General features: G+C 48.5%; 19 protein-coding genes. 1 reads left to right on the top strand and 18 read right to left on the bottom strand.

All coding sequences use genetic code 11. From position 1 onward, the window contains the following. Positions 1–45: 45 nt before the first annotated feature. From L6H65_RS04430 to lepB, 10 genes are all read right to left on the bottom strand, one after another. A complete protein-coding gene (locus L6H65_RS04430; protein ID WP_236339240.1) occupies positions 46–1062 on the bottom strand; it encodes a DUF58 domain-containing protein in 1017 nt (338 codons plus the stop codon). Continuing rightward, the gene (locus L6H65_RS04435) at positions 1059–2048 is read right to left on the bottom strand and encodes an AAA family ATPase (RefSeq protein ID WP_236339241.1); all 990 of its coding nucleotides are present in this window, start codon (positions 2046–2048) and stop codon (positions 1059–1061) included. The genes L6H65_RS04430 and L6H65_RS04435 overlap by 4 nt, the downstream gene beginning before the upstream one ends. Positions 2049–2078: 30 nt before the next feature. Next, entirely contained in the window at positions 2079–3827 is a 1749-nt protein-coding gene (locus L6H65_RS04440) for a DUF8809 domain-containing protein (RefSeq protein WP_236339242.1), read from the bottom strand. A 48-nt stretch (positions 3828–3875) separates the two neighbouring features. After that, positions 3876–4799, bottom strand: coding sequence for an ABC transporter permease (locus tag L6H65_RS04445; protein WP_236339243.1), 924 nt, complete (start codon positions 4797–4799; stop codon positions 3876–3878). After that, a complete protein-coding gene (locus tag L6H65_RS04450; RefSeq protein ID WP_236339441.1) occupies positions 4796–5728 on the bottom strand; it encodes an ABC transporter ATP-binding protein in 933 nt (310 codons plus the stop codon). Before L6H65_RS04450 ends, L6H65_RS04445 begins: the two co-directional genes overlap by 4 nt. A gap of 11 nt (positions 5729–5739) precedes the next feature. After that, a complete protein-coding gene (locus tag L6H65_RS04455; protein ID WP_236339244.1) occupies positions 5740–8181 on the bottom strand; it encodes a DUF8725 domain-containing protein in 2442 nt (813 codons plus the stop codon). Between the two features lie 142 nt (positions 8182–8323). Then, positions 8324–8995 (bottom strand): hypothetical protein, encoded by a 672-nt coding sequence (locus L6H65_RS04460; protein WP_236339245.1) that lies wholly within the window; start codon positions 8993–8995, stop codon positions 8324–8326. A 92-nt stretch (positions 8996–9087) separates the two neighbouring features. Then, a complete protein-coding gene (locus L6H65_RS04465; protein ID WP_236339246.1) occupies positions 9088–9435 on the bottom strand; it encodes a DUF3889 domain-containing protein in 348 nt (115 codons plus the stop codon). Between the two features lie 46 nt (positions 9436–9481). Continuing rightward, positions 9482–10462 (bottom strand): DUF4184 family protein, encoded by a 981-nt coding sequence (locus L6H65_RS04470; RefSeq protein ID WP_236339247.1) that lies wholly within the window; start codon positions 10460–10462, stop codon positions 9482–9484. Positions 10463–10501: 39 nt separating this feature from the next. Further along, positions 10502–11047 (bottom strand): signal peptidase I, encoded by a 546-nt coding sequence (gene lepB / locus L6H65_RS04475; RefSeq protein WP_236339248.1) that lies wholly within the window; start codon positions 11045–11047, stop codon positions 10502–10504. 174 nt (positions 11048–11221) lie between these two features. Between lepB and L6H65_RS04480 the strand changes: the two genes are divergently transcribed. Next, positions 11222–12421 (top strand): MFS transporter, encoded by a 1200-nt coding sequence (locus L6H65_RS04480; RefSeq protein ID WP_236339249.1) that lies wholly within the window; start codon positions 11222–11224, stop codon positions 12419–12421. Between the two features lie 57 nt (positions 12422–12478). Here the strand turns inward: L6H65_RS04480 and L6H65_RS04485 are convergent, their stop codons facing one another. The 8 genes from L6H65_RS04485 to L6H65_RS04520 all read right to left on the bottom strand — a co-directional run bounded on the left by L6H65_RS04485 (position 12479) and on the right by L6H65_RS04520 (position 20540). Then, complete coding sequence (locus L6H65_RS04485) at positions 12479–13642, bottom strand: iron-containing alcohol dehydrogenase (RefSeq protein WP_236339250.1); 1164 nt, start codon at positions 13640–13642, stop codon at positions 12479–12481. 151 nt (positions 13643–13793) lie between these two features. Next, positions 13794–14297, bottom strand: a complete 504-nt coding sequence (locus tag L6H65_RS04490; RefSeq protein WP_236339252.1) for a YlbF/YmcA family competence regulator — start codon at positions 14295–14297, stop codon at positions 13794–13796. Between the two features lie 57 nt (positions 14298–14354). Further along, positions 14355–15914 carry a tRNA (N6-isopentenyl adenosine(37)-C2)-methylthiotransferase MiaB gene (miaB, locus tag L6H65_RS04495; protein WP_236339253.1) on the bottom strand — a complete coding sequence of 520 codons (1560 nt, stop codon included), beginning with the start codon at positions 15912–15914 and terminating at the stop codon, positions 14355–14357. An 18-nt stretch (positions 15915–15932) separates the two neighbouring features. Further along, positions 15933–16292 (bottom strand): hypothetical protein, encoded by a 360-nt coding sequence (locus L6H65_RS04500; protein ID WP_236339254.1) that lies wholly within the window; start codon positions 16290–16292, stop codon positions 15933–15935. Between the two features lie 390 nt (positions 16293–16682). Beyond that, on the bottom strand, positions 16683–17414 hold the full coding sequence (locus L6H65_RS04505) for a DUF6602 domain-containing protein (protein WP_236339255.1): 732 nt from the start codon (positions 17412–17414) through the stop codon (positions 16683–16685). A gap of 9 nt (positions 17415–17423) precedes the next feature. Next, the gene (locus L6H65_RS04510) at positions 17424–18182 is read right to left on the bottom strand and encodes a nucleotidyltransferase domain-containing protein (RefSeq protein ID WP_236339256.1); all 759 of its coding nucleotides are present in this window, start codon (positions 18180–18182) and stop codon (positions 17424–17426) included. Positions 18183–18505: 323 nt separating this feature from the next. Next, complete coding sequence (locus tag L6H65_RS04515) at positions 18506–19537, bottom strand: serine hydrolase domain-containing protein (RefSeq protein WP_371877664.1); 1032 nt, start codon at positions 19535–19537, stop codon at positions 18506–18508. Between the two features lie 61 nt (positions 19538–19598). Then, positions 19599–20540 carry an alpha/beta hydrolase gene (locus L6H65_RS04520; RefSeq protein ID WP_236339258.1) on the bottom strand — a complete coding sequence of 314 codons (942 nt, stop codon included), beginning with the start codon at positions 20538–20540 and terminating at the stop codon, positions 19599–19601. Between the last annotated feature and the right edge of the window lie 175 nt (positions 20541–20715).

A 20715-nucleotide genomic window follows, 5' to 3' on the forward strand; every position in this document is an offset into this window, starting at 1 on the left:
CCCTTTCTATTACCGTAGCTGCGCGTATAAGCTAATCGGTAAATCTCATCTCATTAAACCGGATTCCTGCAGGAGCTTCACCACAGCTTGCTCCAGCGGCAAACCGCTGTCCAGCAGCAAATAAACCGCTCCCCGTTGTCCGCAATAGCCTCGGATCCTTTCACAATGCTCTGCAACAGCTTGCTTGTATGCTTGCAGTACATTTGCCCCAATCGCAACATCCTTGCCCGTTCCTTGCTCGCTGTCAATCAGCTTCAGCTCTCCTTGCAGAGCTGGACGAAGCTCCTCCGGCGATAAAATATGTACAAAAACAACCTCCTGGCCCGCTCCGATCAGAGAAGAAATCGTCCGCTCAATGCCATGCTCATACAGACCATCGGTGAACAGCCATGTCTGTCCCGCTCGTCGCGGGAGACCCGCCGCCGATACGATAGCCGCTGAGAGATCGTCATTGCCTGCATGATGTGCGGTCTGCTCTACAGCTTCGCTATTGTCTGCATCAGTGAGATAACGAAGAAGCTTCATTGCGCTGACACGGCCCCGCAGAGGCGGAAGCTCGCTCTTAATCTCATCCGAGAACAGCTTGACGCTGACCCGATCCTCTCCGGCAAGCGACAGATAGCCGACTGCTGCGGCAAGCCGCAGCGCATAACGAAGCTTGCTGCCGTCCTGCCCGGCTGGTTTGTCTTGTCCAGAGGACGGACTGTGTTCCCCTTTGCTCCCACGTCGGCCATCGAATGACATGGAGCGGGAGACATCGACATACATATGAACGAGAAGCTCCTGTTCGTCCCAATATTGACGGACGAAAGCGCGGCCTGACCGACCGTATACATTCCAGTCAATTCGACGAATATCGTCACCAGGCGCGTAAGGGCGATAATCAGCAAATTCCAACGAGCTGCCGAGTGAGCGAGAGCGCCTCTTGCCTTGAATTGTGCCGCGAATCCGATTCTTGGACACGATAGACAACCGGCTCAATCGTTCCAGCAAAGCGGGATCAAGCAGAAGCTCCCGTCTTGCGCTTTCAGCAGAAGGAGGATTGAAATTATGATCGCTCATCGCTGCAATTCCAATAGATCAAGAATACTCCCCACGATAGTATCGGTTCGCATTCCCATCGACTGGCCTTCATAACCAAGCACAATACGATGACGAAGCGCCGGAATCGCAGTGGAACGAATATCCTGCCAGGAGACATGCAGCCTGCCTGATGTCAGCGCACGCACCTTGCTCGCAGCAATGATCGATTGAATCGCTCTCGGTCCGCCGCCGTAACGGACAAACTGCTTCACAGGATCAGGTGAATCCGCCTCATCCGGATGTGTCATCATGAGCAGCTTGACAGCGAGATCGAGTATTTCATCGGCAACGAGCACTTCTTTAGCATAAGCTTGCAGCTTGCCCAGATCAGCAGAGGACAGCATACGGTTCGCACTTTCCCCTGTCGCTGCTGTCGTTCGCTGAACGATCAGCTTCAATTCCTCTCTTGTTGGAAAAGCAACATCCAGCTTGAGCAGGAAACGGTCCAGCTGCGCTTCCGGAAGCGGATAAGTTCCCTCCTGCTCAAGCGGATTTTGCGTAGCCAGCACGAAGAACGGCTTCGGCAGCAAATGGGTTTCGCCAGCCGCCGTTACCGTCTTCTCCTGCATCGCTTCAAGCAGGGCGCTCTGCGTCTTGGGTGTCGCCCTGTTAATCTCATCTGCCAGAACAATATTGCCGAAGATCGGCCCCGGCTGGAACCGGTAGGACGTCTGGCCCTGTGTGCCGAACTCCACCAAATTCGTGCCTGTAATATCGGAGGGCATCAAATCCGGCGTAAATTGAATTCTGGAAAACTCCAAATCAAGCGTGTCCGCAATGGTCCTGACGAGCATTGTCTTGCCTAGCCCCGGAATGCCCTCCAGCAGAGCATGTCCTCCGGCGATAATTGCCCACAGCAGCTGCTCGACAATTTCATTTTGACCGACAATAACGCGACCGATCTCTTGCTTCACAGCCTCGACTGTTTCCACTGCCCATGCGACCTGTTCTTTCGATTGCAGCATGATCTCACCTCTTCTATGTGCTTCCTTCATTTAGCGATTTGGCTGTATTTCGTCAAAATAATTCCGCACCCGCTCCTGCATGCTTTGCGGCAGCTCATTGCGTGATAGCGCCTGCTTGGCATCGGCAGCATATTCCGAATAGACATCCTCATAAGGTCGGGATACACCGTCTACCATAGGCGAGGTGCCGCCTGTCTCTATTTGACCGCCAGTGGTGGGACCACTATCCGTCTGGACATTCCCTGATCCCTCCATCGTACGCGGTGTTGTGACCAAATGCCGGCTGCCGCTGCCAGTGCCAGCTCCAGAACCCGCGCCACTACCAGAACCAGACCCACTGCCAGAGCCAGATCCACTACCAGAACCAGATCCACTGCCAGAGCCAGACCCACTGCCAGAGCCAGACCCACTGCCAGAGCCGGAGCTACTGCCTGCGCCAGACCCACTGCCAGAGCCGGAGCTACTGCCTGCGCCAGATGTGGAGCCTTGTCCTGACCCCGAGCTCTGTGAGCCTTGGCTGGATCCGCTCCCAGCCGCTTGATTGCCGATGGCCTGACCAGCGCCGGATGCCGACGATCCGCCGGACCAGCCTGAAGGTACGCCGCCGCCTGAGGAGGCAACCATTCCCGCGAGCGGCTGACCGCTATCGCCGAGCTGTCCCGCCATCGCGCCTGCCAGCGCCGCCGCCTCGCTCTGGGACAGCTCGCGGCCCAGCGCCTGCTCCAGCGCGGCGAGCGCATCGCTCTCGCCGCCGTCGCCTTCGGCCGGGTCCGAGCCCTCCCCGGCCGCTTCAAGCGCTTGCCGCGCCGCATTCTGCAGCGCCTCGCGAAGCTCGGCGCTGCCCTCCGGCGTCGCCGCGGCCGCGCGCTCCAGCTCCGCCGCAAGCGCTTCGCGCTCTTGCGGCGACAGCCGCTTCATCGTCGATCGCAGATCATCGATCGACGACTTCGCCCCCGAAGCGCTGCGCTGCGCCAGCGCTTCGCCGAGCTCCCGCAGCTGCGGGCTGTCCTGCATCGCAGACGCAGTCGAATCGAGCCGCTCCAGCGCGGTTTCCGCTTCCGCTGCCAGCTTCTCCAGCTCCCGCTTCGCAGCATCAAGCGCCAGCAGCGCATCGCGCGGATCTTCCAGCTTCAGCATATCCTGCTGAAGCCGATCAATGGGCTCGCGCAGCTTGTCCTTCACCTTGTCAGGGAGCCCCTTGTTCTCCAGCTTGGCGGTCAGCTCATCCGCATCCTCCTGAACAATAGCCAGCTGCTCCTTCATCGCCGCAATTGCGATTGCCTTCTCATCCATTTCATTTGGAAGCAGCACCAGCAGTGCTGCGGCTGCACATGCGGCCAACAACAACGTCGCATATCGTTTATTGTCCCGCAGCTGCGGCAGCGGCAGCTCCTGTTTTCTGGAGTCACAGTAAGATGCAGCAGCTGCTGAGGCATCCTCGCGCTGCAGCAGCACAATGGGAGACTGGCTGGCAAGCTGGCCAAGCGCCGTTCTAACCGCATCATGAGCGCTGCTGCGGTCCATCACCCCGGCAGCCTCCGCCGCTGTCACACGTCTAACGATGCCGGCAGCAGCGCCGGCCAAAGGCCCAATAATAACGATATACAGGGCAATTTCCCGCGCATACAGCAGCGGCCACAGACGGCTTGCGCCCAGCATGAGGAGAGCCGCTGCCATGCCTGCAAGCAATCCGATCGCAATATACTTAATCGCACACAGCAGCTGCAGACGACGCTGCACCAGCTTTAGACTGTGAAGCAGACGCTGAGTCCCCTCCATAACGCTTCCCCCCTATTGTGAACTCTCCATCCTGTAAGCTAAGTTCGCCTAAACCTTGCCGCCCCGAATTCGCTTGTAGCGCGGCCTTATATAACGGATCGCCAGCAGTACTGCAATTACAGTCACCACGCTATAAATAATAAGAAATTCCTGCCATAGCTCCAACGACCGGGCATTCGCTCCTGACGTGTTGAAGACCGCGTTCGTAATTCCGGTGTCAAAAATACTAACGATCGCAGCAATAGGATTGCTTGCCACAATATGGCCAATCCAGCCGTAATCTGCCGGATTATAACTATTCGTGCTGTTCCGATATATAGCATCCATTATCCGATTCATTAACAAATAGAGGAAGCCGGTCCCGACAAACATAAACAAAGTAACGCCATAGGTGACAATGACAGATACCATCGTTCGTTTGAACAATGTCGAGAACAGCACGCCCAGCGAACCGATCACAACCATGACGAAAATAAAAAATAAAAATACGAGCAGCATCTGCTTCGGAGAGATTCCCCCATATAGAAACACCACGCTGTATACCGGCATCGTCGATACTACGAGCAGCAGCATGAAGCTCAAGGACGAGAACAGCTTGCTAAGCACGATAGTCGCCGAGCTTTGCTGTGTCGTAAGCAGCAGATTAAGCGTCTGCTTCTCTCTCTCCCCGCTAATGACCCCAGCCGTTAATCCAGGGGCCATAAAAGCGACAAGACCCAGTTGAACAATACTAATGAAATAAAACATTAAACGGCTTTGATTCGGATCAAAAGTATTCGAATTGCCGTTCGATAACTCAGTCGTAACATAGATAAACCCGAAAGCCATAGCGCCAATAACGAATAAATAGAAGAAAAGCGCCCACATCGAACGCGGTGTCCGCATGCGGAGACGAAACTCCTTGTCCAAGACCGGATTAATCAGCTTGGAGCGCCATGAACGTATCCCATCGCCTGCTTGAATCTGACTCATGCGAGGTTCTCTCCTCCTTTCGTAATTTCCAGAAAGACATCCTCCAGATTGGTCTGCGCCTCGCTGAAGGACACAATCCGAAAGCCCTTCTCAATAAGCTGCAGGAGAAGTGCTGCCTGCTCGTCATCCTGTCCTTCATAATGAACATGAATGCCGTGCTCATCACGCAGCAGCCGCCCGATAAGCGGCTGTTCCCGCAGGAAGCTCTCGGCCTCCTCCATTCGATCCAGCAGCCGAATATACAGCACGCGTTTAACTCTCAGCTTGCTCTGAATCTCCGAAATGTTGCCTTGAGCGACCATGCTGCCATGCTCGATTACGCCGATCTCATCCACCATTTCAGCCAGCTCAGGCAATATATGCGACGAAATAATAATCGTCTTGCCCATAGCCTTCAGCTCCTTCAAAATTTCCCGCATCTCGATTCGAGCCCTTGGATCAAGTCCAGAGGCCGGCTCATCGAGAATAAGCAGATCCGGATCATGAACAAGACAGCGCGCCAGACATAGCCGCTGCTTCATACCGCGTGACAGCGTATCGACATACGCATCCTTCTTGTCGGAGAGATTAACAAGCTCCAGCAGCTGTGGAATCAATTGCTCGCGCTCTGCTTTAGGAATGCCATAGCTGGCCCCATAGAAATGCATATACTCTACCGTTTTCAACTGATCATAGACACCGAAGAAATCCGGCATATAGCCGATCCGTTTGCGCACTTCCTTGGGATGCAGCGTGACATCGAAGCCGCCAACCTTGACCGTACCGGAGGTTGGTGCTGTAAGCGTGGCAAGCACAGACATCGTCGTCGATTTGCCCGCGCCATTCGGTCCGACAAAACCGAAGACACAACCCTTCTCAATGGTCAGATCGATTCCTTTTACCGCTTGGAATGAACCGAATGACTTCGTCAGTCCCTGAATCTCAATCATTGGCGTTTCCATTACCGCTTCACCTTCCCTTCCAGAGCGATTTGCGGATAGGCAATTTCATATTGAATGTCATCAAGCACATCGAACCTCATCAGCACAGTACGATCCTTGCTCATATAGTCCTGTGCGGATTGAAGCTCCCAGCTTGAACCATTTCCTGTCATCTCAGCCCACTTGCCCTGCTTCTCATTCCATATCGACAGCTTCACGCTGGTAGGATTGGCATTCATGCTGCGGGAATGAATCATCAGCTTATCGTATACCACATCTTCAATATCCGGCAGCATGTAGCTGAAGACAAGCTCGCCCTTGGCAGCAATTATGGTCCCATTCGGCCGTTGATCCAGCATTTTTATCGTTGTGGATTTAAGCTCGGGAATTATCATGCCAGGCATAATAGAGACTTGATCTCCCATAAGAACATTCAAATCAACCTTTTGCGCCCATAACGTCACACTATTGCTCTTCACTTCCTGCCCATTCACCTGGAAGAATGGCTCTGTGTCCTTGCTGAAGCCCACTACAACAATCCGATTCGTATTGCCAAACTTGCCGGCATTCATTTGACTATTCAAATATACATTGAGGAGAATTCTTTCACGCTGGCTCGTGTCCTGACTGCTGGAGGACGTGTAGGGGAAAATTTGCGAGCCATAATCCTGATACATCTGCTGGCCCCCCGCTCCCGTAACAGGAACAAGCGCACTGCCGGATTTCCCGATCTCCAGATCGCCTATCTTCACAACCTGTCCATTCCAGATCAGATGAACATCCGAAAGACCAGCATTGGTCTTGTTTGCAACCCGCAATATCGGACCCTTGTCCGAATTCTCCATTGCAGCTTCCAGCTGCCCCGTATCCGCAACCGTCTCCTGGTCCAGAAAAGTGCGGCGAGTCGACCAGTACGGCACATCATTCCAGCGGATTTCCGTTCCTTGATCCGTTCTTGTTACCAGCTGCAGCGATGTATCATCACTGAGATCTCTGCCGAGCGGGCCGCTGAAACCAGCGTCGGCGTTCTCATATAGCAAAGGGGCTTGCCCTGTATGGAAGGACATCCGAACATCTCCCCCTGTCGGGATAAAAACAGAGGATGCACCAAATTGAGTTCCCTCTCCCTTGCCATTAAGCTCCATAACACGGATCGTATGTGCAAGTGTACTGTTTTTGTCACTCGCGCCTACAAAGAATATTGTAACCGTGCTTATAATGGCGATCGTTGGAATGATCCACCATGCCCATTCGCGACGATCCATCCGCTTTAATAAAACAAACAGCAGCGGTGCGACTATGAATACATACCCCAGGAATAAATAGAGCAGCATCATAAACTGCGGATTATTAATAGAAGGGAACATATTCACCGCACTTTGCAGCTCCCAGTAAGGGCTGTATCCGTTGTGGTTAAACACTACGCCTGCCTGCGTATTCTGCAGGACTTTCCCCATCAGCTTTGCCCACAGACCAGCACTGCCGCCCCATGATGCCATCGGCTCCAGCGATGGGTCAAAAGCAACATACAGCACCTTGCCAAGCCCCATGCTGCGCTGTGCTGCCAGTACGACTTCACCCTCCATCAACTGTGCCGTACCATCTCCAATCGTAGCCGAAGAAACAGTAAGTGGAGATTGAAGAACCAGCTTTTTGCCACCGACATAGGACGACAGACTATCCGTTGATGTGATGGTTCTCGTTCCCTGAACCGTCACTGGGGCAATCGCCTGGAAGGGACCAGCCGTCTTCTCATAGCCGGCTCCTCCTGACAGGATCAGCGTTCCGCCCCCGCTAACCCATTCCGTAATGGCTTCCTGCTGCCCTTCACTTAAGCCGTCGCTTGCCACATCATTAAGCAGCAATACATCAAGCATATTAAGCTGAAGCGAATCCTCCGGAAGCTGCTCTGGCTGGAGCGGCAACGTTTTAATGGAATACCCCTTCTGGTTAAGCATTGGCATAAAATTGAGCGTATCCGGGTCCCGGGCAACGATGCCAATCATATTGCTTTCCGATAATGTGCCCGACAAATAATTGTTGCCAAGCAGCTTCACCGTTCTGCCGCTTTCGGCAGAGTTCTCGAAGAATCGGATCAGACTGCCTGTTTTGCCAAGCTGACTGCTCGGAAGCGCCAATGAAAGCGTGATCGGCGTATCCATTGGCAGCTCGGCCTTGACCGAATAATCCGACTTGCTCCCGTTGTAGCTCGATAGCACAGAAACAACAAGCTCACCGGACAGCTCACGACCGGTGCGATTCGTCAGCGTGAAATGAGCAGGAAACCATCGCTGCCCTTTAATTTCTCCTTGATAGCCAGCGCTGCTCTGTATTTCGATGCCTGTCTCATCTGCAGGCGCTGCAACAGCAGTCCTGCCAGGCAGCGACTGCAAGATTGTCAACATGGCGACAAATGATAGAATAATTGCTTTCATAGCCGTATTTCGTATGTAAGGCTTCACATCCAAACTCCCTTCTGTATTAGGCTTCCTTATTTTAACGATAATGGAGTTTCAAAAGTTTCGATCCTTACACTAGCGCGGACAGCTTGTCCGTCACTGGCAGGACAACTTACGCCGCCAACTGGCGGACATTAATAACAACTTATTGCTTGTTCAATTTTTCAGACTGTTTCATAGTGAACTCATCGAGCATTTGATTGTAATATATCTCGCCTTGTTCAATAATTGCTGAAATCCTTTCTTTCCCTTTATCATCCAACCAAAATTCGACAATCGTCACGCCGCTTCCACCCACATAATCAGGAGCTCCATGTATTTTTTCTATATCTCGCAAGGAGCTCTCGAAATCGTTATTAGAAATGACATCCCTTACTTCAGATAATTTAACTCTCTCTTGGTTTTCAGGAATTTCCCCAAAAATTTGGGCCGTCCTTCTTGCGAATATTCCAAAGTGAGATTGGCCTTTTTTCTCTAGTGCTAATAGTTCTTCCTTCTTCTCTTTACTTAACCCCTCGATCTTATTTAGCAATTCTTTTCTACCCACAGTCTTAGGTAAGTTTTCACTTGCATTTGTAGAATACAACGGGAGCGAATAAAGAGATTCTATCAATAAATTTTCTTCGTTAGCCCTTTCATCATCAACTTGCAAAGTATCCTTATTTCCAGAAAGGGGATTTCCTTCGCTTTCTTCCTGTTTAATAGAACCATGTCCGATTATACTTTCAATGTTTCCATTTCCAAAAGCTAGAGCAACAGTTAAAGTTAGAACAACTATACATGCACCTAAAACTGCAACTTTAATTATTTTATGCACACTCCGTTCCTCCTCAAAAGTTTATTTCATTTTCAGTTGCTGCTACGTGTATACGGAACATAGCCCAAAAATAAAAACGGACGGATAGAATCTCATTCTAACCAGTCCGTTTCATTATTCCTTCTCAGGTCATCAATCTCTTTCATTTGTATACGAATCACCTTTTCTGTATCACGATGAAACCAAATCGTGACGGCTACGCCAAATTCACGCTTGCCCTCTCTGAGAAGCAGCCGAAAATGCTGGGATATGACACCGCCGTTCTGCTCCTTCTTGCCCTCGTACTTGTAATCTACAATATCCGTCTTAAAACGCTTGGCGGCCTCTTCCATCGCAAGCCGTCCCCATTTCGCATAATCAGGCTCCGCCAGAACGGCTGCGCTATGAGCAAGCAGCGACATAACGAACATCAATGATACGATCAAACCTCTTATTCTCATCCTGCACCTCCAATTAAGGAGGTAGTGTGCCCGCAATGACAGCAGGTCATCCTTTTTTTGAAACGAAGCGGCACGAAACGATAACAGCGGCTGCCCAGGCAGAGCAGAACACAATCCAGATCAGCTGGTTTAGCTGCTGAAATTCCGTTAAAGTAATTGTACGATGCAAATCATGCATCCATGTCAATAATTGAAGCTGAATGGCATCATAGCTGGCCATAATAACTAGCGTGACCACCAACAGTATGACGACTCTTCCCACCCTTTGCCTGCGAATAGCCGCGTAGAGCAAAGAGGCTGCGAACCATCCGAACATTGCTGCCGACAAAGGGGCAACGATCCAATCTCCCAGCCCGATTTGACCATAGGACTTCACCATCTTGACAGCCAGCATGATCGTCGCAACCGCGATACAGACTGTCCAAAGAAGGAACCTCTCCCTATCGCGGCCAACAGACTTCATGGAGGACCGATCCACAGAGCTACGCCAACGCCAATAGCGATACAGCAGCAGCGCAGAGGGAATCATCAGTCCCACTACAGATGTCATATACTGCAGCCAATGATAAATGCCTTCTCCGGCAATTTTATTGTTCAGCAGCGGGAAGTGCTTGACGAACACGCCGCTGGTATGGGTCCAGCTATCCATGAACAGATGGGTCAGGAACCCGATAAACAAGGAAGCAACAAACACCATCCATTCACGCGCCGTCCGAAGCTGCCAGGACTGCTGCCCGTTCAGAATGTGCTGAACAAAGTGATTAATTCCGCTTTGCGGCGGCATGAACAAAGGCAATATCGGCTTCATTATCATGTGGAAAGCATAAGCGATTGCGATACACAACGGCAGACCCAGCAGGAGGAATCCAGACAAGGAATGACCGATCGAGCGATACGGCTCCATTGCCATGAAATACTCCATATCAGGTGCCATGCTCCCAAGCACCAGACCTGTAACACTTAACCATTTCGGTGCTATCCGGCGCAGAGGAACCGCAAATAACGGATGCGAGAATGTAAAAGGCATCCCTTACCCCCTAACCGCACAAAATCCTCGTCCATTCTATTAATCAATTTGTCCAAACTTGCTTAATGGCCATAGACGGAATACTGCTCTTCCTTCGATACTCGTCAGCGAGACCGCGCCGAATGCACGGCTGTCCTCGCTTCTCATCCGATTGTCTCCCATAACAAATACCGTTTCGGCTGGCACTTGGTAAGGAACCGTCAATGCGTTCGGCAACGTATCTCCTTTCACATACGGCTCATCCAGCAGCGTGTCATTGATGTACACGCGGCCATTTCTAATATCCAGCACATCGCCAGGCAATCCAATAACTCGTTTAATGAGACGGTTCTCTGCTTCAGGCCCATTGATTATAACGATATCTCCGCGGTCAGGGGCATAGAAATGATAGGTGATTTTGTCTTCAATCAGACGTTGACCCTCGTATAACGTGCCTTGCATAGAAACATTTCTTACTTCTGTCTGAGCGAAAGCATAATTCTGGATTAACAATGCTGCAATGACTGCCACTGACAAAGAAACGACCCAGTCACGCAGCTCCCGCACCCACTTCTTCTTCTGCGGCTTCTCTGTTTGAGTGCTCATCGTATGCTCTCCCTTCTATCTTGCAAATAATTCCATCAACGATAATAATAACGCGGAACAGAGCTATAAAGTTTCTATTTGTTGAAAGAAAACGCAAAAAAATATTGATCCCTCCTGTTCAGGTGGGATACAGTATGTAGATTGACGATTTATTTTTATAGAGGAGTGCTGCACATGTCGCCTGCGAACACAACGATAGAGAGCTCGGCTCCGGCAATTGCTGCAACTCGAAAGGATCATCTGCTCTTTATTATCGTGACCCTGCTCTACTGGATGAATATGTACATCTATGTCCCTATTTTGCCGCCTTATATGCAGGAAAGCGGTCATTCCGCTATGCTCATCGGAATCGTGCTGGGAAGCTACGGCTTTACCCAAATGCTGATTCGCTTCCCGCTTGGGCTGCTGTCAGACAAGCTGCAGAGGCGCAAGCCCTTTCTTCTGATCGGCATGCTGTCAGGCGCGCTTAGCTGCTTTCTCTTCACCATTCCTGATTCATGGCTATGGCCGCTTGCCGGACGAATGCTGTCAGGAGTCTGCGCTTCTGCCTGGGTAGCATTCACCGTACTCTATGCCGCCTACTACGCGTCCAATGATGCTGCGAAAGCGATGAGCAATATTAGCTTTCTCAGCGTAGGCGGACAACTGATCGGAATGACGTTAAGCGGATGGCTGGCGGGCATGTTCGATTGGAATGCCGCCTTTATTACCGGTATCGGGATCGGGTTGACAGGCTTTCTTCTCGTACTGGCTGTCAAGGAGCCTCGCGAAGGCGTTGCCCGCGCTCCCATCTCCATGAAGCATCTTCATGAAGTCGTTCGCACGCCTTCCCTGATCCGTGTTTCCATACTATCTATTCTGGGCCATTCGGTATTGTTCATCACTATGTTCGGCTTTACCCCGCTCAAAGCAACCGAGCTGGGCGCCGACAACGGTCAGCTCACAGCAATCGTCATCGCCTTCATGATCCCGCACGCAATCGCTTCTCTGCTGGCAGGAAGATTGCTTGCCCCTCGATTCGGGGCATGGAATATAACCGCATGTGGCTTCTTGCTGAGCGCAATTTGCACAATTGCCATGGTTTATTCGCAATCACTATCGATGCTTATCATTACACAGGCCATCAACGGCTTCTCACAAGGGCTGTACCTGGCCCTGCTGCTTGGCATGGCCATTCAACCGTTTGAACTGAATAAACGCGCCACAGCTATGGGATTCTATCAGGCTGCTTATTCGATCGGCATGTTCGCCGGGCCTTTCCTTGCCGGATTCATGAATGAAGGCTTCGGCCTTGATAGCGGGTTCTGGCTCGGCGGCGCATTTGCTGCTGCAGCTCTTCTTTTGACATGGCGCTGGAGGGTGCAAGCTTCATGACAGGCGTAATTACAAAGTAAACTGTCAAGTGTGCACTCTCCAGCATCAATCATTACCCTACAGCGACATCTTATAAATTGCCAGCACGTCAGATTGCCCCAGCTTCCGGAAATTCCCTATCGGGCTGCGTCCTGCCGCTTGCTTCGCCATTGCCTCCAGCTGTTGGTCGTCAATACCATATGCTGCAAGTTTTGATGGAGCGCCAATCGAGGTCCAGAACTCGCGGAGCGCTGCAATGCCTGCTTCAGCAATCTCAAGGTCGCTCCGTCCCTCCGCCTCAATACCGAACACCTGCACCGCGAATTGGCGGAAGCGCGGAATGTTGTCCTCCATTACATAGTGCATCCAGTTCGGGAACAGAATGGCCAGCCCTCCGCCGTGCGGAATATCATAAACAGCAGACAACACATGCTCCATTCCGTGATTCGCCCAATCTCCGGTTATCCCCATCGACAGCACATTATTCAGCGCCATCGTTCCACAATACAGAATCGTTTCTCTGTGCCCAACATTCGTCAGATCATTGAGCAGCAGCGGAGCCGTCGCAATAACTGCCCTAAGGATGGATTCACAGAAGCCGTCTTGTACAGGCGTGTTGGAGTCCTGGTGAAAATATTGCTCGAATACATGTGACATAATATCAGCGATTCCATAAACCGTATGCTCCTTCGGAGTAGTAACCGTGAAGACGGGGTCTAGGATCGAGAATGCCGGATAGACATGGGGGCTGCTCCAGCCAAGCTTCTCCTTCGTCTGTTCATTCGTTATTACAGAATTGGCATTCATCTCTGAGCCTGTTGCGGCCAGCGTCAGCACTGTTCCCAGAGGAAGCGCAGAATGAACGGGCACCTTGTTCGTCACCACATCCCAGAAATCCCCGTTATAATGGGCGCCAGCAGCAATCGCCTTGCCGCAGTCGAGCGTGCTTCCGCCGCCGACAGCAAGCACCCAATCAATCCGATGCTCTCTGCACAACTGAGCGCCCTTGTTTACCGTCGTTACCCTTGGATTCGGCTCGACACCGCCAAGCTCCGTCACTTCGCAGCCAGCACGTTGAAGCAGCTCTCTCACACTGTCATAAAGTCCGCTTCGCTTAATGCTGCCCCCGCCGTAGATGAGCAAAACATGCTTGCCATATTTCTGAGCCTCTGCTGTCAGTTGCAGAAGCTGCCCCTCGCCGAAATGAAGTCTTGTTGGATTATGGAAGGTGAACGTGTTCATTGCTGATTTCCGCCTCTCTTCTTAAATAGTCTGCCGCACCGATCAACATATCGCATCCTGCACTACACCACAAGTTTATCAAAATACCGAATAAGAGTAAAAAAAAATCATCCATCGATTTGCTCGACAGATGATTCTAACCCCCTGCATATTACATACACTCTTCCGGATCTTCCGCAGGAGACGCATCTTCAACATTAATTTTGTCCGCAACTGTATCACGAATAACAGCGACAACTGTTTGCAGCAAATAATTAATGTCGGCCTGGCTTTGTTGAAACTCGGAAATAATCGGAATTTCGTCGAGCTGGTCCTGCAGCTCTTCAATTTCCTTCTCGATCTTCGTTACCATATCCGCATTCTTGAAGGTCGTCTCGAATGCAACGATCTCCTTCTGCTTCTTCTTCATCTGGGCAATCAAGCCTTGTACCCGGTCATTGCCTTGAATCTGCTTCTCGGCACGCTGATATTGCTGAACCTCTTCCGAAGTGAACAGCATGTCCGCCAGCTCTTTCGTCTTCGCCATAATATCAGCCCGAACGATAATGTCCTTCGTATGGAACTTGGGAACGCCGCAGCCCTTGCCATGCTCGTGATCGTGGTCGTGGTGGTCGTGGTCATGCTTCACTGATGCCTGTTGTTGTTCGTTCACCATAATTTCTCCTTCTGATCGTTAGTTGATTAGCTATCGCTTCATTGCTGCATGCGTATATTAAGAAACAGCTTCCTGTCGTTGAGACATTTCCAAGGGCTCCCCTTTAACATACCAGGTTTGCGCTTCAGTCACCTTCACTTGGATGAATTGGCCGATCCACTCCTGAGGCCCTTCCAGATGAACGAGCTTGTTCGTCCGGGTCCGGCCGGATAATACATTCGGATTATTCTTGCTCTGACCCTCCACCAGCACCTCAAGCACCTGCCCCTTCAGCTTGATGTGCGCTTCCAGACTAAGCTCTGCTACTACCGCATTCAATCGCGCAAGCCGCTTCTTCTTCACTTCTTCTGTGATGTTGTCTTCCATATCAGCAGCCGGAGTGCCCGCGCGAGGCGAGTAGATATACGTGTATACGGATTGGACGCCGACTTCCCGCAACAATGACACCGTATCCTCGAACTGTTCATCCGTCTCTCCAGGGAAGCCGACGATAACATCGGAGGTGAGAGCAGCATCTGGAATAGCCTTCTTAATTTTGCCGACCAGTTCCAGATACATCTCTCTCGTATATTTGCGGCTCATGCGCTTCAGCACCTCTGTGCTGCCCGATTGAACCGGCAGATGAATATGCTCGACCAGATTGCCCCGCCCCGCCAGCACCTCGATCAGATGATCGTCGAAATCCCGCGGGTGGCTCGTCGTGAATCGGATACGCGGAATATCAATCTTTGCCATATCATTCATCAAGTCTCCGAACCGATATTGGATATCCTCGAAGTCCTTGCCGTAAGCATTCACATTTTGGCCAAGCAGCGTAATTTCCTTGAATCCCTGCCTTGCCAGATCCCGCACCTCGGCAATAACATCCTCCGGTCTCCGGCTCCGTTCCTTGCCTCTTGTATACGGTACAATACAGTAGGTACAGAACTTGTCACAGCCATACATAATGTTGACCCATGCCCGCATCCCTTCCCTCTTCTTGGGCAGGTTCTCGACAATGTCGCCTTCCTTCGACCACACCTCGACGACCATCTCTTTGCCGAACATCGCATCCTGGAGCAAATGCGGCAGACGATGGATATTATGCGTCCCAAAAATAAGATCCACGAAGGAATGCTTCTGCATAATGCGCCCGACAACCGACTCTTCCTGGGACATGCAGCCGCATACACCAAGAATCAGTTCCGGCTTCTCCAGCTTAAGATGCTTCAAATGTCCGAGCTCGCCGAATACCTTGTCCTCTGCATTCTCACGGACCGCACATGTATTGAGCAGAATAACATCCGCTATATTGCGATCTTCCGTCGCCGTATAGCCCATTCCCTCGAACATCCCTTTCATTACTTCCGTGTCATGCTCATTCATCTGGCAGCCGTACGTATATATGATATAATATTTGCCCTTCCCAAAGACGCTCATTTCCTCTGGAATGACAAAATCATAATGAACCTCGATATCTTCCTTGCCCCGCTTCTTCTCTTCCTTATAGTTCGGCGCAGCATTGATTTGAATATTGCGTCCTTTAATCCGGTAAGTCGTTTTACCGTCCTCTTCACTGATCACCTTCGCGCCAGAAAAATCAAAGTATTTGGAGTAATCTTTTGTATTTCCGGTCATTTATTTCTCACATCCTTACTATTTCTTAGCTAACCCCTCTAACCATTTTTCAATTGCATTTATATCAAGTTTATCATCATTAATTGGGAAAGACTCAGGTAATTTGTTTTCCAAAAAATCAGCCCGTTTATCGCTGAATCTATTCCAGTCTAAGATATCTCTAGCCATATATGCAATATCATATTGGCGGTCTTTTCCGTCTATTTCAAGGTTAATGTATAGTTTAGCTCCTTCAATTTCATAACCGCCACCAAACCCTACATTATGAATCAATTTACCTCCTTTTCTTTTTTTTTGACCAAATTGATTCCCAGGCAAACCCTGAATGTAATTTTTTTCACCCGGTATATAAGTAACTCCAATGCACTTCGCTTCCATTAAAATGCACCCCCAGCAATAGCAATAAACAATAAAGCTCTAATCAGAAATTATACCACAACAACCTATCCTAATCCATCCAAGTCATGAAAAGAAGCTCACCTTCTTGTGGTGAGCTTCTTAGCTTAATTGATTAATTATAGAGCTTCTACCCAACTCACTGCATTTTCAAAATCAATTATTGCATCTTCTGTGTCTTTGGCATTCGGCATCAAAGATGAATGAGTAATCTTATGACGAAACCTGTTTCGATGACAATCTATTTTCGTCCAGAGCGTTGCATTATCAGCAGAAAATGATTATTCTGTTTGTTGCTTTAATTGTCTGCTACATCTTTTAATGAAGTTTGTTTTTGTAATTAGTAAATATGAGTAAATTTTATTACCCAAGCTATATCGAATCCAGCGCTTTCGCATATTCTGAAATTGCAAGGGCAGGTATAGTCCCAAGCTTTTGCAAGTCAATTAAAAGTTTTAAAAAGAAGAATATTAACGTTTCCTGTTGTGAACTCTTTTCAAATTGCAGTGTATCTCCATAGATTGCTCGAAATGAACCAGATTTTAATGCACACCCAAAATCAAGTTGTTCTTCAGCATCTAACGATTTCATCACATTTTCAAAGCTATCGCCTAATGGGGGATTCCAGGAACTTTCTAAGCACAGTATTCCAGAGATAATTTTTGAATGCGCTTTAGGGGGAAGTACACCCCCAGCATGATGTATTGGAGCAGAAGTTCTAATTAGCCTCCGAACACTTTTTGTTTTCTGTCCTGCGTACTCGATGTATTGTTTATTCAATTCTGGTTTCACTTCAAATATTGCATAGACACTTTCGGCAGGGATATATACAGCGCCATCTTGGTTAAAGACAAATGGGGTATATTGCTGATCATAAATAACTATATCAATTTGGTCACTAATGTTATTTTGTGAATCAATAAGAAACGCTCTATCTACTTGGTATCTGTTCGGTAGATATAATTTTAGCCATTTTATCCAATTGATTTCAAAGGAATCACCTTTGGTAGTTGGATGTGTTAATATACTTCGATTAGCTGCTAATTGAGAAACCATTTGATTTTGCAGTTCATAAAATATTGTCCTTAAATCAGGCTTATTCATTCTCGTCACCTACCAAATTATATCGCTCCAGTATTTTTTCGTTAGCACTTGTTCAGCAAGCTGAACAATTTTTCTTTTCTCTTGCTTGTTTAAGTCGTCAGAGATTATGTTGTTCGTGTTTGAAGGATCTACTATACGCTTTTCCAAAAAATCATTTTTTAAATAATGAAACACCTTCCATATATTTGTGGCGCTTTGGTTCTTATTTGAATGTTTTAATGCTTCAAGAACAGAGAGTTCAAGGAATATTGAAGGAAAATCAAGATTATTAATATGTCTCCATATCTTCATGATCCTAATTTCATCACATCTTCCTGATTCACTCACTATTTTTATGTGATTTTTCACGTTTGTTTGAGTCCAAGTACCAGTTTTGCTCTTATAAAGGCTATGGAAATTAGTGCTTCCCTTTTGTTTCTTTCCTGGAACAAGGTCAATGTCAAGACCATTATATTTAATTCCTATCGATACATTTTGCCTGCGAGAAGGGACTACATCTTTATAATTGTCAAAGAGTGAGTCGAAAATATATTGCAAAGTATATGGTGTATCTGATTTCAAAGAGATGAACAGGTCTAAATCTGCACTCCCTTTCACACCAGTCCCCTTCGCATAAGAGCCAGAAAAATGAACCTCATTCAGAAAATCTCCAGCCCAATTTTTAATCGAATTGAATAATAGGTTTGCTGTCTTATGGGCAGGGGAATTGGTTCCTGTCTGCTGCTGATATTTTCGAACAATTGAATGCACATATTCTTCCGCCGTCATCTAGTCCTCCTCTTCTTATTGTCGACTAGTATTGTCCTTTACTGAAAGTCGTTTAATGATTACTTTTCGGACAGACCCTTCGATAACATGCAATACTTTCCTACACATATTATTTTATGCGCATAATATAGCTGGCAAATAATTTATCATGCAACAGCGACATATGGGCAGCCGTACGTATATAAATTATTTGCCCTTCCCAAAGACTCTCATTTCCTCTGGAATGACAAAATCATATCTTCCTTCCTTGTAGTTCGGCTCGGCATTGCAAATGACACTTGAATATCCATTCTGATTGATTTTGAATCCATCATTGCTCTCGTTTAATCTTTTAAGTTTTTCATTTCATCCTCAATCGCGTGAAGCAAGTCAAATGCTCCTGAGGATTTATTCGAGCATACGACGACCTTCATTCTTTTATCGGGATAAAATCCGGAATGAAAATTAACCCCCGGATCGTACCCTAAAACATGATATTTTACAACATTGCCCCCTGCATTCTGCTTAATCCAAACGCCATAGCCATAATAATCCACATTCTCAATATGAACGTGAGAGGTTAGCAGCTGCTCGGTATAAAATTTGCTGAGGAGATGGTTGTTCATTAACGCTTCCCACAGCTTGTCCATATCGTTAACTGTTACAAAAGCGCCTCCATCCGACCCTCCTTTTACGGGTAAGGAATAGATGTTTGTTTTCCAGTTTCCATTATTTTGTTCAATATAACCAAGCGCCGTATTTTGGGGATAAGCATCAAATTCAAAATACCCGGACCCGTTCATTCCTGCCCAGTCAAAAATATGTTCTTGAACATATTCATCAAATCTTTGTTGGCTGGTCTGCTCAACGATCAAGCCAAGGAGAATGTAGCCTGCATTATTATAATGAAATCTTTCACCTGTCCTAAATTTCATAGCTTGGTCTTTGAATAATGGCAGAAATTCTTTTAAATTCCTTATTCGATACATAGGATTATCAATCCACAGCTGCTCAAAGTCATCCATAACTTCCTCATCAAAGTAATCCGGTATTCCTGATGTATGGGTTAATAAGTGATGAATCGTTACTTCATTATCAAAATTCGGGAAATGCACCTCAAGACATTGGCTCAACTTTGTATCAAAAGATAATTTCCCCTGCTCAACAAGTTGGCAAATTGCAATGGACGTAAAAATTTTGCAGCCGGAGGCAATGCCGAAACGAGTCTGTGTATTATTTTTCAATTGATCCGAGCGATTAGCATACCCAAAGCTCATTTCCGCAATGGTTTCATTCTCCCTTTTTACAAGTACCGTACCCGAAAAATTGTTGCTTTCGGCAGTATTTATAATGCTTGGTGATAGATTCATAGTTATCCTCCTCATTAATCTGTAGTTCCCCTTTGCAAGGAGGAGCTATGCGACATCATATTCCAATTCAGTCTGCTTTCAGTATCCACTCCAACGCAGCAGGAAAGCGCTCTCTCCAATCTAATTCATTGTGCACGCCATCTGGATCAATGACCAGCTTCCGCCTGTCCGCTGGAATATCTTTATCGGTTAAATATTGGAACATCGTTTCATTATCCTGAACGACATTTATAAACTGCTCCTCTTCCATCTCCCCGATGTCCAGGTAGAATCGCGAGTCCTTATAATTAGCGGCCGACAAGCCCCGAACATATTCGAAAAAGCTATTCCTCCCGATCTCAAAAACAGAGGAAAAGGCTATTACATTGCCGAACACATCCGGATTTTTCAGTCCGGCGTAGACAGATATGTATCCGCCCAGAGAGCTGCCGGAAATATACGTATGTCGAGGATCTGATTTGGTTCTGTAATGGTTGTCGATGTAAGGCTTCAGCTCATTGACTAAGAAATCAACGTACTTTGCCCCATAATTCGAAGGGGTATATTCCAGATAACGATTATCGCCGCCATTCTCGATTGCTACGACGATCATGCCCAATGCCGGATTTTTCGTATAAAGCTGCTCCATCGTCTCATCAATGCCCCATTCCCCCATGAAGGAGGTGCTGTCATTGAACAGGTTCTGTGCATCGTGCATGTACAGGACTGGAAATTCAGTATCGCTTGAATCATAATTCGGGGGCAAATAGAGCCATACTTTGCGCAGCGCGTCAAAGGACTTCATCGGAAATTCTGCGATTGACACATTGCCGATAATTGTATGCTTCTTGACTGCAGGCAGCGCCTCCCGCCAATTCCGGAAAGAAATCTCATCTGCTACGGGCTCCACGCTCTCACTCTCGGCAGCCACTGTCTTCTTAGCGCCTGCTTCATCTCCCTGCGTACATCCTGCAGCCGCTAACGCCAGCAGTACCCAAACCAGCATAAATCGAATGCTCCCCTTCTTCATCTTCCCCGCCCCCCTCAACTGGTCGTTGTGCCAATATATAAGATATTCGCATTATTATACCAAAAGAATGCAGCAAAAAGAAGAGATGCAGAACTGCAGCTTGCACCGCACGCAGCTCCCGGCGTGCGGTGTTTCGCAGCATGATGGCGGTCGGTTGACCACATCTGCATCTCTT

The sequence above is a fragment of the Paenibacillus plantiphilus genome, from assembly GCF_927798095.1.
Taxonomy (GTDB): Bacteria; Bacillota; Bacilli; order Paenibacillales; family Paenibacillaceae; genus Paenibacillus_Z; species Paenibacillus_Z plantiphilus.